Genomic DNA, 14,864 nt, shown 5'->3' on the forward strand with positions numbered 1-14,864 from the left:
CCTCTTTGCTGCTTATTTTTTCTTTTTACGTGATTTTTTCTTAACGCTTTTATCTTTATAGAATGGTTTATGCTTCGTGTTGCCTTTTTTATCTTGTTGGCGTGCATTTTTACCTTTACGTTGTTTACGTTTGTTTTTACCGTTTCCTTTATCATCAGATTTTGATTTATCTAATGATTTACCACGTGTTTTTGCTTGAATGGTCTTACCACGCGCTGGTCGTTGGCTTCTATCATTCTTAGGTAATGGCATTCCTACGATTTGGAAATCAATCATGCGTTCATCCACATCGACATGTGTCACTTTGACTTTGACAGCGTCACCGATACGGAACACTTTGGCTTGGCGTTCACCAATTAATGCCATTTGACGTTCATCAAATTGATAATAATCATCGGTCATATTTGAAATATGGACCATACCTTCAATAGTATTTGGTAATTCAATGAACATACCAAAATTAGCTACAGAACTAATGATACCTTCGAATTCGTCACCAATGTGTTGAATCATATATTCAGCTTTCTTCAACTCATCTGTATCACGTTCTGCTTCAATCGCACGTCGTTCACGTTGAGATGTGTGTTCAGCTAGTTCTGGTAGTTTATCTTCCCATTTATGTTGTTCCTTTTTATCCATTGAATGTTCAATAAGGTATTTACGAATTAAACGATGTACCGTTAAATCCGGATAACGACGTATAGGTGATGTGAAATGTGTGTAATACTCTGCAGATAGACCAAAGTGACCTAAGTTCACATCATCATAATGTGCTTGTTGCATTGAACGTAACATCATCGTTGAGATAACCATTTGTTCTGGTCGTCCTTCAACCTCTTCTTGAATATTTTGAAGCGTTGTCGGATGAATATCTTCGCCTGTACCTTTAATCATAATGCCAAAGTTCGTAATAAAGTCAAAGAACTGTCTCAAACGTTCTGATTTAGGTTGTTCGTGGACACGATAGATAAATGGTACTTCTAGTTTATTAAAGTGTTCAGCTACGGTTTCATTAGCCGCTAACATGAATGACTCAATTAAACGTTCACCTTCACCACGTTCGCGCACTTGTACATCTGTTGGAATGCCATCTTCATTAACAAGTACTTTCGCTTCGTTAATGTCGAAATCAATTTCACCACGACGTTTTCTCATATTTACTAAAAGGTTAGATAAATCTTGTGCCAAGTCAAGCATTGGTGTGACTTCACTATATTGACGACGCACATCTGGATTTTGTTCAGTAATAATTTGGTTAACCGCATCATAAGTCATTCTGTAGTTTGAATGGATGACACTATCAAAAATGTCATGGTTCACTACTTCACCACGTGCATTGATTTCCATACGACAACTTAACGTTAAACGATCAACTTCAGGATTTAATGAACAAATACCATTACTTAATCTATGCGGAATCATTGGAATAACTCTGTCTACTAAGTACACGCTTGTAGCTCTATCATAAGCCTCTTTATCTAAAGCTGAATCTTCAGTTACATAATAACTAACATCTGCAATACTTACAGTTAATTCCGTATTACCATTTTTTAATTTTTTAACGCTAATGGCGTCATCTAAGTCTTTAGCATCTGCGCCATCAATTGTAATCGTTAATTCGTCTCTTAAATCATGACGTCCTTCGATTTCAGAAGGTTCAATTTCATCAGGAACATCTTCAGCTTCTTTAAGTACATTATCTGGGAATTCTATTTCAATACCATGTTGATAAATGATAGATAAAATATCTACACCAGGATCGTTTTTATGGCCTAGTATTGCTGAAATGTGGCCTTCCGGGTTATCTGTACCATCAGCATATTTAGTGATTTGCACTAATACTTTATGACCATCTACTGCACCTAAGCTTTGACCCTTAGGAATAAAGATATCCTGCATAATACGTTTATCATCTGGAATGACAAACCCGAAATGTTTCGCTTCACTATAAGTACCTACTACTTGAGTGACAGAGTGTTTTTCGATGGATTTGACTTCCCCTTCTGTCTTGCCTTTAAAGTCGCCTCTACCTTTGTGAACTTCTACAATGACGGTATCTCCATCTAAGGCTCTATTGATTTTTGTTGGCGGGATGAAGATGTCATCTACACCCTCTTCTTCTGGTCTTAAGAACGCAAATCCTTTTTTATTCTGACTTAACGTTCCTCTTACTAATTTCGAATTTGACTTACTAGATTGCTTTCGTTGATATCTATCTGTCTTCGTACGTTCAATCAAACCAGTTTGTTCTAGTTCAACAAGCACCTTTATTAAATCTCTGAATGAGTCGGCACTATTTAAACCTAACGCATCTTGAAAATCTGATACTGACATGGGTTCGTAGTCAGGTTGTTTAATCATTTCTTCGATGGATTGTTTTAAATTCATTATGCCCCTCCTTTCTAATTATCTTGTTTATTTTTATTCTGACCAATCTAATGATTCTAAAAATTCGTATATATCCTCAAAGACTTGTTCTTTTTCTTTATCGATTGTGATTACATGTCCTGAGTTCGCATACCATTTAATATCTTTATCATCAGATTCTACAGTTTCATATATATAATTTGCTGATTGAGGATCAATCATTTTATCTTGTTCTGCTTGAACAACTAATATTGGGTCCATCACTTCATCCACTTGATCTTTAACGCCTTTCATTGTAGCACTTAATTCTTCAAGTGTTTCAGTTGGATGGAAATGTTCCATTTCTTGATCAATGGTCGCTTGATCTTTACCCTCATATTTCTTGAAATTTCTAGCATATTCTAAAAACCCGTCGTAAATTGTGCTCGATGACTTATCATCCATAGGAGCGCACATAGTTATAATACCCTTAACATCTCTGTTTAAGCTTAATTTTAGAGCAAAAACGCCACCTAATGATAATCCCGCAACTGCGATTTCATCATATCCTTGATCAACTAAATATTGATAGCCATCTAAGACATCTTTAAACCATACGTATGGACTTGATTTTAATATCTCTTCAGGTGGTGCAGCATGTCCCTCATATTGTGGCGCATAAGATGTATAGCCCTTTTTCTGTAAGAAACGGCCTAATTGTCTTACATCTGAAGAATTACCTGTAAATCCATGTAATAACAATACTGCACGCTTGCCCTCTTCGAAAAAGAAAGGCTTAGGTAGTTTAATTTGCATGATGTTCATCCCTCTTCCAAAAGTATTCATAAACCATTTTTATATCAAACGACTTCCCTTTATTAGTCAATATCTCTACCATTCATTTTCTCTTTATTATAAATAAAAAAGCCCGACATGAACATCGTCGGACCTTATAAACCAAGATAACTTATGCCAATCATAAGTAAAAAGAATATTACAGATAAAATTATTGTTAATCTATGCAAGAATAAATCGACGCCACGTTGTTTTTGTTTACCAAATAACTGTTCTGCGCCGCCACTGATAGCACCTGAAAGTCCATTACTTTTTCCTTCTTGGAGTAATACAACAGTCACTAATGCAATACAATCTATAATTAATAATACGACGAAAAATGTATGCATAAAAATTGTCCTCCATTCATTATATACGAATCGAATTATAACACACATTCGTATTGTTTATCAATCTTCTATCGATTGAACGTACTTTTACGCTTAATTGATACGACTAACATATAAGCTGCTAAAATAAGTGAACCAATCACTACAATTAAAATTGGTAATATGGCAATCACACTTTTAACATCTAGTATCGCTTGTACAACCATGTATAAATTGACGAGTGTAAAGAAAGCATTCGAAATATATACTGCAAACATAAACCACCATAAATAAGGATGGCGATTCCAATATGCAATGACACCTGATAAATAAGCTAATAAATACATGACACCGTCAAATCTAAAACTGTTTAATACTTGATTTACTGAATTAGTCGTTGTCTTTTGACCTGCTAGTGATAACAGTGTTTTGACAGTTGTAGCATCTAACACGATAAAATTATGAATGATTAACAATATGAAAAATATAAGTGAACTGATAGCTATTACATTACCTGTAACGACTTCTCTTTTTGTTGTTTCAGCCATTGTCGTTCTCCTTTTATAATTGAATACTTACATTATTATACCAGTTTGTATATATAAGTTAAATCATACTTATTGATATACATTTTATTGATTAGACACAATAGCATGAACATATAAAAAACCCGTTACAGCCTCAACTCTGTAACGGGTTATATTTCTAGGATGCACATCCTAGACTTTTAGCGTGAACTCAATAATTTTAAAGATAAAACAAAACTTATTTGTCTAAATTGTAGAATGATTTAATACCATCAAATTTAGCAGTTTCGTATAATTCATCTTCAATACGTAATAATTGATTGTATTTAGCAATACGGTCAGTTCTTGATAATGAACCAGTTTTGATTTGACCAGCGTTTGTAGCAACAGCGATATCAGAAATTGTTGTATCTTCTGTTTCACCTGAACGGTGAGAAACTACTGCTGTGTAACCAGCTTTTTGAGCCATTTCGATTGCATCGAATGTTTCAGTTAAAGTACCGATTTGGTTAACTTTGATTAAGATTGAGTTACCAATACCTTGTTCGATACCTTTAGATAAGATTTCAGTGTTAGTTACGAATAAATCGTCACCAACTAATTGTACTTTATCACCGATACGTTCTGTAAGTTGTTTCCAACCTTCCCAGTCGTTTTCGTCCATACCGTCTTCAATAGTGATGATTGGGTATTTGTTAATTAATTGTTCTAAGTAGTCAACTTGTTCAGCTGCGCTACGTTTAGCACCATGTTCACCTTCGAATTTAGTGTAGTCATAAACACCATTTTCGTAGAATTCTGATGAAGCACAGTCAAATCCTAAGAATACTTCTTCACCTGGTTTGTAACCAGCAGCTTCGATAGCTTGGATAATTGTTTCTACAGCATCTTCTGTACCTTCAAATTTAGGAGCGAAACCACCTTCGTCACCTACTGCAGTTTCTAATCCACGTTTACTTAAAATTGATTTTAAGTTATGGAAGATTTCAGCGCCCCAACGTAATGATTCTTTGAATGATTCAGCACCTACTGGTAAAATCATGAACTCTTGGAATGCGATTGGCGCATCTGAGTGAGAACCACCGTTAACGATGTTCATCATTGGAACTGGTAATTGTTTACCGTTAAATCCACCTAAGTATTTGTATAAAGGTTGACCTAATAAGTCAGCTGCTGCTCTAGCTACGGCAATTGATACACCTAAAATAGCGTTAGCACCTAATTTACCTTTATTTGAAGTACCGTCTAATTGAATCATCATTTTGTCGATAGATACTTGATCTAATACTGAGAATTCACCTTCAACGATTTCTGGTGCGATGATTTCATTTACGTTTTCAACAGCTTTAGTAACACCTTTACCTAAGTAACGTGATTTGTCACCGTCACGTAATTCTACTGCTTCGTGTTCACCTGTAGAAGCACCTGATGGTACTAATGCACGGCCGAAAGCGCCACTTTCAGTTAATACTTCTACCTCAACTGTTGGGTTACCACGTGAGTCTAAGACTTCGCGAGCGTAAACATCTGTAATAATTGGCATGTTTAATTTCTCCTTTAAATATATGATTTAAAGCTATTATAGCTTTATTTATTTAATTAATAAAATGATAATACATGTTGTTAACGAAAAGTTAACAAACAAGGGAACTTAATTCCTTATTTGAAACACATTTTCTATAAATTAATGATTAATTAAAGATTCACCTGTCATATCTTCAGGTTGTTGAACATTTAATAAATCTAATAATGTTGGTGCTAAGTCACCTAAGCGACCAGTTTCTCTTAAAGTTACGCCTTCTTTTGTAACAATAACTGGAACTGGGTTAGTTGTATGTGTAGTCATTGGTTGATCATCATCTGTTAAGACTTGGTCAGAGTTACCATGGTCTGCAGTGATAATCGCATGACCACCCATATCGATAATTTTATCTACAACTTCACCTAAACATTCATCAACAGCTTCGATAGCTTTGATTGTTGGCTCTAACATACCACTGTGACCAACCATGTCAGGATTAGCAAAGTTTAATAAGATTAAATCTAAATCACCTTTGTCTAATTCTTCTAATAAGGCATCTTTTACTTCATATGCGCTCATTTCTGGTTTTAAGTCATAAGTTGCAACTTTAGGTGAATCGATTAAACGTCTACGTTCACCTTCAAATTCAGCATTACGACCACCACTCATGAAGTAAGTGACATGAGGGAATTTTTCAGTCTCAGCAATACGTAATTGTGTAAGATTATTATCTTGAGCAACTTCACCAATTGTATTTTTAAGATCTACTTTTTCAAATACAACTTCAGCATCAACGTCATCGTTGTATTTTGTAAATGTAGCATAGAATAAGTCATTAACTCGTTCTACTTTGAAACCTTCAAATGCTTTATTAGTGAATACTTCTGATAATTGTGCAGCTCTGTCTGGACGGAAGTTATAGAAAATAACTGCATCTCCGTCATTAACGCCATCATTTTGTCCTTCAACGATAAATGGTTCAACAAACTCATCTGTTAAATCTTTATCATAGTTCGCTTCTACACCTTCTTTAGCAGTAGCGAATGTAGGACCTTCAAAATTACGAATTGCGTTGTAAGCTTTTTCTTCACGATCCCAACGTTTATCACGGTCCATTGCATAATAACGTCCAGATACTGAAGCAAATTGGCCTACACCTAATTCTTTAAATTTAGCTTCTGTTTCTTCGATATATTTAATTGCAGATTTTTGATCAACGTCACGTCCATCTAAAAATGCATGTACATATACTTTTTCAACACCTTGCTTTTTAGCTAATTCTAAAATAGCAAATAAGTGTTTATAATGACTGTGAACACCGCCATCTGATAGTAAACCGAATACATGTAATGCAGAATTGTTGTCTTTCACATGTTTTACTGCGTTATTTAACACATCATTTTCGAAGAAGTCTCCGTCTTCGATTGATTTGTTAATACGAGTTAAACTTTGATAAACAATACGTCCAGCACCAATATTCATGTGTCCTACTTCAGAGTTACCCATTTGGCCTTCAGGAAGACCAACATCTAATCCACTTGCCTCTATTTGAGTAGTTGGATATTTATTGTAGTAACGATCAAAATTAGGTTTGTTTGCTAATTTTACAGCGTTACCGTGTTCACTTTCACGATTTGCAAAACCATCTAAAATGATTAAGGCAGTTGGTTGTTTTGCCATAATTATTTTGCACCTTCTAACAATTGTTCAAAATCTTCTACTTTTAATGAAGCGCCGCCTACTAATGCGCCGTCGATATCTGATTGAGCCATATATTCTTTGATGTTGTTAGGTTTAACACTACCACCATATTGAATACGAGTTGCATCAGCTACATCTTGGCTTGATAAGTCTGCAATTGTTTTACGAACATGTGCACACATTTCATTAGCATCTTCAGATGTAGATGATTTACCAGTACCGATAGCCCAAATTGGTTCATATGCAATCACAACTTGTTTAAGTTGGTCATTTGATAAACCTTCAACAGCTTTCTTAACTTGGTTACCTACAACTTCATTAGCTTTACCACTTTCACGTTCTTCATCTGATTCACCAACACAAATGATTGGTGTCATGCCGTGATTGAAGATAGCGTGCGCTTTTTTATTAACTTCTTCGTCTGTTTCGTGGAATAAGTCACGACGTTCAGAGTGTCCGATGACAACATATTTCACGCCTAAATCAGCTAATGCTACTGGAGAAGTTTCTCCTGTGAAAGCACCATTATCTTCAAAATATGCATTTTGAGCACCGATTTGTAAGCCTTTAGCTTTACCATCTTTAACTGCTGTGATTAATGCATCTAATTGAATTGTTGGTGCACAAATTACTGATTCAACTTCTTTAGGATCAGGTAATGTTGATAATTCATTAACGAAATCTTTAGCTTCTTGAACTGTTTTGTTCATTTTCCAGTTACCTGCGATAATTGGTGTTCTCATTCAATACACTCCTTAATATTTTAATGTTTATTGGTATACTATATATCTTTCAACATTCGTTTTCCCGAATATATCTGAGAAAAACACAACATTTTATAGATATTATTTATTGTTGATTGCTTTAATACCAGGTAATTCTTTACCTTCTAAGTATTCTAATGATGCACCGCCACCAGTAGAAATGTGAGTGAAGTTATCTTCGAATCCTAGTGAGATTGCTGCTGCTGCAGAATCACCACCACCGATAATTGTCACGGCATCTTTTAAGTTAGCGATTGACTCACATACACCGATAGTACCTTGAGCAAAGTTACTAAATTCGAATACACCCATAGGTCCATTCCATACTAATGTATGCGCACCTTGTAATTCTTTGTTAAATAATTCAACAGTTTTAGGACCAACATCCATTGCTTCTTGGTCTTTTGGAATATCATCAATTGATACTTCAGTGATTTCTGCATCATTTGAGAATTCTTTTGCTACTTTAGCGTCAACAGGTAATACAATTTGGTCTCCATTGCTTTCTAGTAATTCTTTAGCAAAGTCAATTTTGTCTTCTTCTAATAAAGATAATCCAATTTCTTTACCTTGTGCTTTAAGGAATGTATAAGCCATTCCACCACCGATAAGGATTTTATCAGCAATGTTTAATAAGTTTTTGATTACACCGATTTTATCAGAAACTTTAGCACCACCAAGGATTGCTACCACTGGTTTGTGTGGATCATTTACTACGCCACCAATGAATTTAATTTCTTTTTCCATTAAGAAACCAGCTGCAGTTTCTAAATGAGTAGAAATACCTACGTTAGAAGCATGTTCACGGTGAGCAGTACCGAATGCATCATTTACAAATACGTCACCTAATGAAGCCCAGTATTTACCTAATTCTGGGTCATTTTTAGATTCTTTTTTACCATCTAAATCTTCAAAACGAGTATTTTGTACTAATAATACATCACCAGCTTTAAGATCTTTGATTGCAGATTCTAATTTTTCGCCACGAGTTTCAGGTACAAATACAACGTCTTTATCCAATTTTTTAGATAAGTCATCTGCAACAGGTTTTAAAGTTAATGATTCTTTGTCGCTTTCTTCTTTCACTTTACCTAAGTGTGAGAATAAGACAACTTTACCACCTTGTTCGATGATGTATTTGATTGTTGGTAATGCTTGAACAATACGGTTATCGTTTGTGATTTCACCGTCTTTTAATGGTACGTTGAAGTCCGCACGAACTAATACCGTTTTGTCTTTAAGTTCTAAATCAGAAACTATTTTTTTAGCCATTTTCATTTCCTCCTTTAATTAGGAAAACATATATTAAAAAATAAGCGGAGAAGCGTTTGTGCTCCCCGCTTACTCATAAGCTTTATTATAAAATTTAACAGTTAAGAGCACTAGTTAAATTAACTATGCTTTAATTATTTAGATAACTCAGCTAATTTGTTTAAAGTACGTACTAATTGAGCAGTGTATGACATTTCATTGTCGTACCAAGCAGCTACTTTAACTAATTGACGACCACCAACAGCCATTACACGAGTTTGAGTTGCATCGAATAATGAACCGTAAGTCATACCAACTACATCAGAAGATACGATTTCGTCTTCAGTGTAACCGAATGATTCGTCAGAAGCTTGTTTCATTGCTTCGTTAACTTGTTCAACTGTTACGTCTTTTTCTAATACTACTGTTAATTCAGTTAATGAACCAGTTGCAACTGGAACACGTTGTGCACCACCGTCTAATTTTCCGTCGATTTCAGGAATTACTTTACCGATTGCTTTAGCAGCACCAGTTGAGTTAGGGATGATGTTTTCTGCTGCAGCACGAGCACGACGTTTGTCGCCTTTTCTGTGTGGAGCATCTTGAGTATTTTGGTCACCAGTGTAAGCGTGGATAGTTGTCATTAAACCTTCAACTAAACCGAACTCATCACTTAACACTTTAGCTACAGGAGCTAATGAGTTAGTAGTACATGATGCACCTGATACTACTGTTTCAGAACCATCTAATTCATCGTGGTTAGTGTTGTAAACGATTGTTTTTAAGTCACCAGTTGCTGGAGCTGAGATTAATACTTTTTTAGCACCTGCGTCAACATGAGCTTGTGCTTTATCTTTGTCAGTATAGAAACCAGTACATTCTAATACTACGTCGATATCTAAGTCTTTCCAAGGTAATTTGCTTGCATCTGGTTCATCGAATGATTTAACTTCTTTACCGTTAACACGGAATCCACCGTCGATAACTTCTACTTCACCAGTGAAGCGACCTTGCATAGTGTCATATTTTAATAAGTGTGCTAACATATCGTCATCAGTTAAGTCGTTTACTGCAACTACTTCTAAACCTTCTACGTCTTGAATTCTTCTAAATGCTAAACGACCAATTCTACCAAAACCATTAATTGCTACTTTTACTGCCATTATAATGGCCTCCTTTAATAATGATATTTAAAAAGCTTTGAACTTTTTATTCCTAATTTAATATTACTTTCGCCGCAGCTTCATCAGTGATTAACACTGTGTTGTCAGGGGCAATGGTTAAGTAAGCTTTAATTGCTTCACCCTTAGATTGTCCACCTGCCACTGCATAGATAAAGTCTTTGGACTCAAGATCTTCTAATTGTAATCCTATTGTCTTTACTTTGTGGACGACATGACCTTGAGCATCAAAATAATAACCAAATGCTTCACCCACGGCTTGGTGATGTTGAAGCTTATCAATCACATCTTTATGTGACTGTCGTCGATGCGCCATCTTCAGCGCATCACCAATACCATGTATCGTTACATTCGCTTGTTTAATTTTATCCAATGTATGACTGACTGAAGGTTCTAACATTAATGTATTATATGTAGATTCACTTACGTTATCAGGCACATATAATGTTGTGTAATAACCACCCGCTTGTTGTGCCATACTTGATGCAATCGTATTTGCTTGATATACCATATTTTCACCAAGACCACCACGAGCAGGTACGAAAAACACATTAAATGGTAGTAAATGAATAGATTCACTTACATAAGCCATTGTTGAACCACCAGTTACTGACACAATTGCATCTTCGTATAAACTACTTTCTAATAACTGGCCAGCCTGTCTGCCCATTTCTCTTTTAACTGATTGTTTCTCGTCTGAATCACCAGGGACAACATGAACTTCTTTTATGTTGTACTTTTCTTTAATAGCGTTAGCCATTTTGTGATCATCTGAATAATGATTGAAATAATCATTTAATTGATTGATTACCTCTTTACCCTTTTCAGTGATTTCCATTCCTGTTGATTTAACTTTGATTAGTTCTTGTTTTTTTAACAAATCTGTTTCAGAACGTAGAACTCTTTCCGTCAAATCCATATGTTCACTTAAACTACGTCGTCCAACTGGCTCATTTTGAGAAATAGTAGCTAAGATTGAAAAACGACGATACATCTTTTCGACCAAATCTGGAATAAGTTGTTGTTGAATTTCGATCAAATCTTTCACTACTCTTTCCTCCTTGTATATTTCTAAAGGATGAGTCAATATTGCTTGAATCATAGAGGATTGACGTTTGAAGTCCCACGTGGGACAGAATCTAACCTCTTTACAATTGCAATAGTACTATTATGCGAATTAAAATGCAAGTAAATCCGCTCAAAATTTTCCAAATATTGTGTAAAGCGATTTCATTTACTTTAGGTATGGTTACGTGAATTCAATCACTTATTCATGATATTTTAAGCTATTCATCAACTTTTAGTTGTACGCTATTAAATTGATAAATATTATTCTACACATTGATAATATTACCCTTTATGTTACGAGTTAACCATCTCTTTATAAAGCAACAATTCTTTTATAACATTGTGCTTTTCATTTATAATCAATATAAGGACAACTCTTTTTGAAAGAAGGTTTAATTTATTTTGAGTACTGATGAGGAAAATAAAATAGAAGTTATTGATCCAACTGATCCACGTTATAAAGATGATGAACATTTTCATCAAAATCGCTATGACGATAACAAATCCAATCATCAAGTTTATACATATGGATGTACACACACGGGATGTGGATGTTCTATTGGTTGCTCTACACTAATGCTCATTTCTCTTATAATCACAATGTTCATTTATTGGTTATTTTAAATGGTATTTGAGGCACAGTACTGAATTTACTTACTTTTAAAAATAGAAAAGCCGATAAGGTCAGTACATTAACTTGCAAATCGCAATTGTACGAAATACCTTATCGGCCTTTTATTTTTTATTCATCAGATTTATTGTTAGACGAACTATTTTGACTTTGTGAACTTTGACTATTGTTGGATTGTTGTGATGCACTACGTTGCGTATTATTATTTGAGTTATTCTGTGTTGATTGTTGGGCACTTGGCTTTTCTTGAGTACTTGGTTTAGGTTGTGAACTTGGTTTCTCTTGAGTACTTGGCTTTTGTTGTGTGCTAGGTTTCTCTTGCGTGCTTGGTTTTTCTTGGGTACTTGGTTTCTCTTGAGTGCTTGGCTTTTCTTGCTTACTTGGTTTTTCTTTAGTTGGTGCTTCTTTAGTTTTATTATCTACTTTTGGTTTTTGTTGTGTCTTAGGCTGTTGTGATTTGGGTTGTTGCGTAGAAGGTTGTTGCTGTGTTGTTGGTTGTTGTCTCGTCTGTTGTTGTGATGGTTGCTGTTGTGTATTTTGCTTTTCATTAGACTTTTTGTCAGACGATTTTTCTTTTTTATCTTTGTCGTCTTTGTCTTTTTTATCTTTTTGTTCTTGCTTCGTCTCATTATTTAATCGTTCATTAGCTTTCTTTGAATGATCTACAAATGAAAATATAGCAAATGTTAAACCACCTAGTAGCAATAATACGATAATGATACTAATAATTTTCGCAATGCCACTCATACCTTTTTTACCTTGATTGTCGTACTCATTAAAATCTTGCTTTGACATATTCTCCCTCACTTTAAACATGGAATATCATATTATTATAAATAAATTTATATCTTAAGTTGTCGTTATGTTTTATTCATCAAAAATTTATATTTAGAATTTCGATAGAATTAGCAAATTACTATTTACTTAATCTCATCTCATTTATGATAACATCATAATGAAGAAGAAACATCCATTTTAAACTTTTTTAATATAAATTTAATAGGAACGGTTTGTGATAATAATGAAGAAAATGATTGAAGATCACTTAGAGAGTCATACTAATGATAACCACAAAATTACATTAAAAAAGATGTTGATAAGTAATGATCAACATCAAAATAAATCTCCCATCTTAAGTAATAGCTGGTTTTATATCATCGTTTTTTTGATACTTTTCACTTTCATTTGGTTTTTTCTTTAAAATAACATTTAACAATTAAATGATTTTTTCTATTATAAATATGCACACAATTTTTTATTAAGTTTATTTCTGTAAAAAGATGTAAAAATCATTTAAAATAATAATAAAGAGAGAAAAAAAGACCCATACGTTGCTCGCATGGGCCCACTACTAAAGGGAGTCAAAATTTACCTTCGCTAGTATATTATGGGGTATACTCATACTAATTAAGAGATGTTTAATTAATTTCCGAAGGTACAAGTCAATTATAACTTAACAGAAATTTTTTTAAATACGAATATAAAAAAGTATTTGACATATTGTTGGCTAAAAATTGGATAAATTTTGAATAATAAGAATCACTACTAACTATTAATAAGGTTAGAATTTTTTATTGAGGTGAGATAATGAAACAATATTTAATTACTGGTGGAACTGGCATGGTAGGTTCACACTTAGTGAATGAAATTAAGAAATCAAACGCTCATATTACTATTTTGACTCGACATGATGAACAATCGAACGATTCTCAGATTTCATATGTGAATTGGTCTAAACACGGTTGGGAAAGTAAAGTGCCTGATATCGATATCGTTATTAATCTAGCTGGTGCAACACTTAATAAACGTTGGACTAAAGACTACAAACAAACATTAATGTTAAGCAGAATTCAATCTACACAAGCCCTTTTTGAATTATTTAAAGAAAGAGAAAAGAAGCCAGAAGTATTATTTAATGCTAGTGCTATGGGATATTACCCACCTAATTATCATCATAGTTATACAGAACTTTTTAAAACATTACCGTTTGACTTTTTATCAGATATTGTTTATCAATGGGAAAGATTTGCTAAGCAATTCGAAGCATTTGGAACAAGAGTCGTTTTAGGTCGCTTTGGAATGATTTTATCTAATGATGGTGGCGCATTACAAACAATGAAATTACCTTATCAATTTTATGTCGGTGGTAAATTAGGATCTGGTTTCCAATGGTATTCATGGATTCACATTGATGATTTAACACGTGCAATATTATTTACAATTGGTAATGACAAAGCCAAAGGCCCATTTAACTTAACTGCACCAATACCTGAACGTCAGAATTTATTCGGTTATACGTTAGCTCGTGCAATGCATAAACCTCATGAAACATGGGTTCCAAGCTTTGCAATGAGACTAGTACTTGGTGAAATGTCTACCGTTGTTTTAGATACACAAAAGGTATTACCAAATAAACTCGAAGCACTAGGATTTAATTTCATGTATAATAATCTTAAAAATGCACTAGATGATTTAATCAGAAATTAAATTAAGAGGTACAACAACAATGGAAAACAATCAAAATGACAAACTCACATACATTTTAATGATAATAGCAGGCCTAATCTGTATTTTGAATGGTGTCTTAGTATTTGATCAAACAATAATTATGATATTACTCTCTGTCCTATTTATCATTATTGGTCTTATAGTCTCGTATATTTCAATTAATGGATTGAGACATAAGTTAAAATAGTTAATTTCAAGCAAA

Annotated in this window: 14 protein-coding genes; 3 read left to right on the forward strand and 11 right to left on the reverse strand. The window is 34.0% G+C overall.

Annotated features, from left to right (window positions below; translation table 11 throughout):
• Positions 1-12: 12 nt before the first annotated feature.
• The 10 genes from rnr to EL082_RS09515 all read right to left on the reverse strand — a co-directional run bounded on the left by rnr (position 13) and on the right by EL082_RS09515 (position 11,503).
• Positions 13-2,388 carry a ribonuclease R gene (gene rnr / locus EL082_RS09470; protein ID WP_019235829.1) on the reverse strand — a complete coding sequence of 792 codons (2,376 nt, stop codon included), beginning with the start codon at positions 2,386-2,388 and terminating at the stop codon, positions 13-15.
• A 33-nt stretch (positions 2,389-2,421) separates the two neighbouring features.
• Positions 2,422-3,162, reverse strand: a complete 741-nt coding sequence (locus tag EL082_RS09475; RefSeq protein ID WP_015365262.1) for an alpha/beta hydrolase — start codon at positions 3,160-3,162, stop codon at positions 2,422-2,424.
• Positions 3,163-3,296: 134 nt separating this feature from the next.
• Positions 3,297-3,530 carry a preprotein translocase subunit SecG gene (secG, locus tag EL082_RS09480; RefSeq protein WP_002450892.1) on the reverse strand — a complete coding sequence of 78 codons (234 nt, stop codon included), beginning with the start codon at positions 3,528-3,530 and terminating at the stop codon, positions 3,297-3,299.
• Between the two features lie 68 nt (positions 3,531-3,598).
• Entirely contained in the window at positions 3,599-4,057 is a 459-nt protein-coding gene (locus EL082_RS09485; RefSeq protein WP_002450893.1) for a hypothetical protein, read from the reverse strand.
• Between the two features lie 217 nt (positions 4,058-4,274).
• Positions 4,275-5,579, reverse strand: a complete 1,305-nt coding sequence (gene eno, locus EL082_RS09490; RefSeq protein ID WP_002450894.1) for a surface-displayed alpha-enolase — start codon at positions 5,577-5,579, stop codon at positions 4,275-4,277.
• 141 nt (positions 5,580-5,720) lie between these two features.
• Positions 5,721-7,238: a 2,3-bisphosphoglycerate-independent phosphoglycerate mutase gene (gene gpmI / locus EL082_RS09495; RefSeq protein WP_002465365.1), complete on the reverse strand. Its 1,518-nt coding sequence runs from the start codon at positions 7,236-7,238 to the stop codon at positions 5,721-5,723.
• 2 nt (positions 7,239-7,240) lie between these two features.
• A complete protein-coding gene (gene tpiA / locus EL082_RS09500; protein ID WP_015365264.1) occupies positions 7,241-8,002 on the reverse strand; it encodes a triose-phosphate isomerase in 762 nt (253 codons plus the stop codon).
• 102 nt (positions 8,003-8,104) lie between these two features.
• Complete coding sequence (locus tag EL082_RS09505) at positions 8,105-9,295, reverse strand: phosphoglycerate kinase (RefSeq protein ID WP_031463920.1); 1,191 nt, start codon at positions 9,293-9,295, stop codon at positions 8,105-8,107.
• A 134-nt stretch (positions 9,296-9,429) separates the two neighbouring features.
• Complete coding sequence (gene gap, locus EL082_RS09510; protein WP_002450898.1) at positions 9,430-10,437, reverse strand: type I glyceraldehyde-3-phosphate dehydrogenase; 1,008 nt, start codon at positions 10,435-10,437, stop codon at positions 9,430-9,432.
• A gap of 52 nt (positions 10,438-10,489) precedes the next feature.
• Positions 10,490-11,503, reverse strand: a complete 1,014-nt coding sequence (locus EL082_RS09515; protein ID WP_002466710.1) for a sugar-binding transcriptional regulator — start codon at positions 11,501-11,503, stop codon at positions 10,490-10,492.
• Between the two features lie 422 nt (positions 11,504-11,925).
• Here EL082_RS09515 and EL082_RS09520 point away from each other — a divergent pair, with 422 nt between their 5' ends.
• Positions 11,926-12,147 (forward strand): hypothetical protein, encoded by a 222-nt coding sequence (locus EL082_RS09520; protein ID WP_002466717.1) that lies wholly within the window; start codon positions 11,926-11,928, stop codon positions 12,145-12,147.
• A 118-nt stretch (positions 12,148-12,265) separates the two neighbouring features.
• Here the strand turns inward: EL082_RS09520 and EL082_RS09525 are convergent, their stop codons facing one another.
• Positions 12,266-12,949 (reverse strand): DUF4887 domain-containing protein, encoded by a 684-nt coding sequence (locus EL082_RS09525; RefSeq protein WP_002466709.1) that lies wholly within the window; start codon positions 12,947-12,949, stop codon positions 12,266-12,268.
• A 792-nt stretch (positions 12,950-13,741) separates the two neighbouring features.
• On the opposite strand from EL082_RS09525, the gene EL082_RS09530 reads away from it, so the two are divergent.
• Positions 13,742-14,641, forward strand: coding sequence for a TIGR01777 family oxidoreductase (locus EL082_RS09530; RefSeq protein WP_002466713.1), 900 nt, complete (start codon positions 13,742-13,744; stop codon positions 14,639-14,641).
• Between the two features lie 19 nt (positions 14,642-14,660).
• Positions 14,661-14,849 (forward strand): hypothetical protein, encoded by a 189-nt coding sequence (locus EL082_RS12065; RefSeq protein ID WP_015365266.1) that lies wholly within the window; start codon positions 14,661-14,663, stop codon positions 14,847-14,849.
• Positions 14,850-14,864: the final 15 nt, after the last annotated feature.

The organism is Staphylococcus warneri (assembly GCF_900636385.1).
GTDB classification, from domain to species: Bacteria; Bacillota; Bacilli; order Staphylococcales; family Staphylococcaceae; genus Staphylococcus; species Staphylococcus warneri.

Coding starts and splice junctions, on each gene's coding strand:
- rnr (WP_019235829.1), bottom strand. CDS start 2,388: ATGAATTTAAAACAATCCATCGAAGAAATGATTAAACAACCTGACTAC.
- EL082_RS09475 (WP_015365262.1), bottom strand. CDS start 3,162: ATGCAAATTAAACTACCTAAGCCTTTCTTTTTCGAAGAGGGCAAGCGT.
- secG (WP_002450892.1), bottom strand. CDS start 3,530: ATGCATACATTTTTCGTCGTATTATTAATTATAGATTGTATTGCATTA.
- EL082_RS09485 (WP_002450893.1), bottom strand. CDS start 4,057: ATGGCTGAAACAACAAAAAGAGAAGTCGTTACAGGTAATGTAATAGCT.
- eno (WP_002450894.1), bottom strand. CDS start 5,579: ATGCCAATTATTACAGATGTTTACGCTCGCGAAGTCTTAGACTCACGT.
- gpmI (WP_002465365.1), bottom strand. CDS start 7,238: ATGGCAAAACAACCAACTGCCTTAATCATTTTAGATGGTTTTGCAAAT.
- tpiA (WP_015365264.1), bottom strand. CDS start 8,002: ATGAGAACACCAATTATCGCAGGTAACTGGAAAATGAACAAAACAGTT.
- EL082_RS09505 (WP_031463920.1), bottom strand. CDS start 9,295: ATGGCTAAAAAAATAGTTTCTGATTTAGAACTTAAAGACAAAACGGTA.
- gap (WP_002450898.1), bottom strand. CDS start 10,437: ATGGCAGTAAAAGTAGCAATTAATGGTTTTGGTAGAATTGGTCGTTTA.
- EL082_RS09525 (WP_002466709.1), bottom strand. CDS start 12,949: ATGTCAAAGCAAGATTTTAATGAGTACGACAATCAAGGTAAAAAAGGT.
- EL082_RS09530 (WP_002466713.1), top strand. CDS start 13,742: ATGAAACAATATTTAATTACTGGTGGAACTGGCATGGTAGGTTCACAC.
- EL082_RS12065 (WP_015365266.1), top strand. CDS start 14,661: ATGGAAAACAATCAAAATGACAAACTCACATACATTTTAATGATAATA.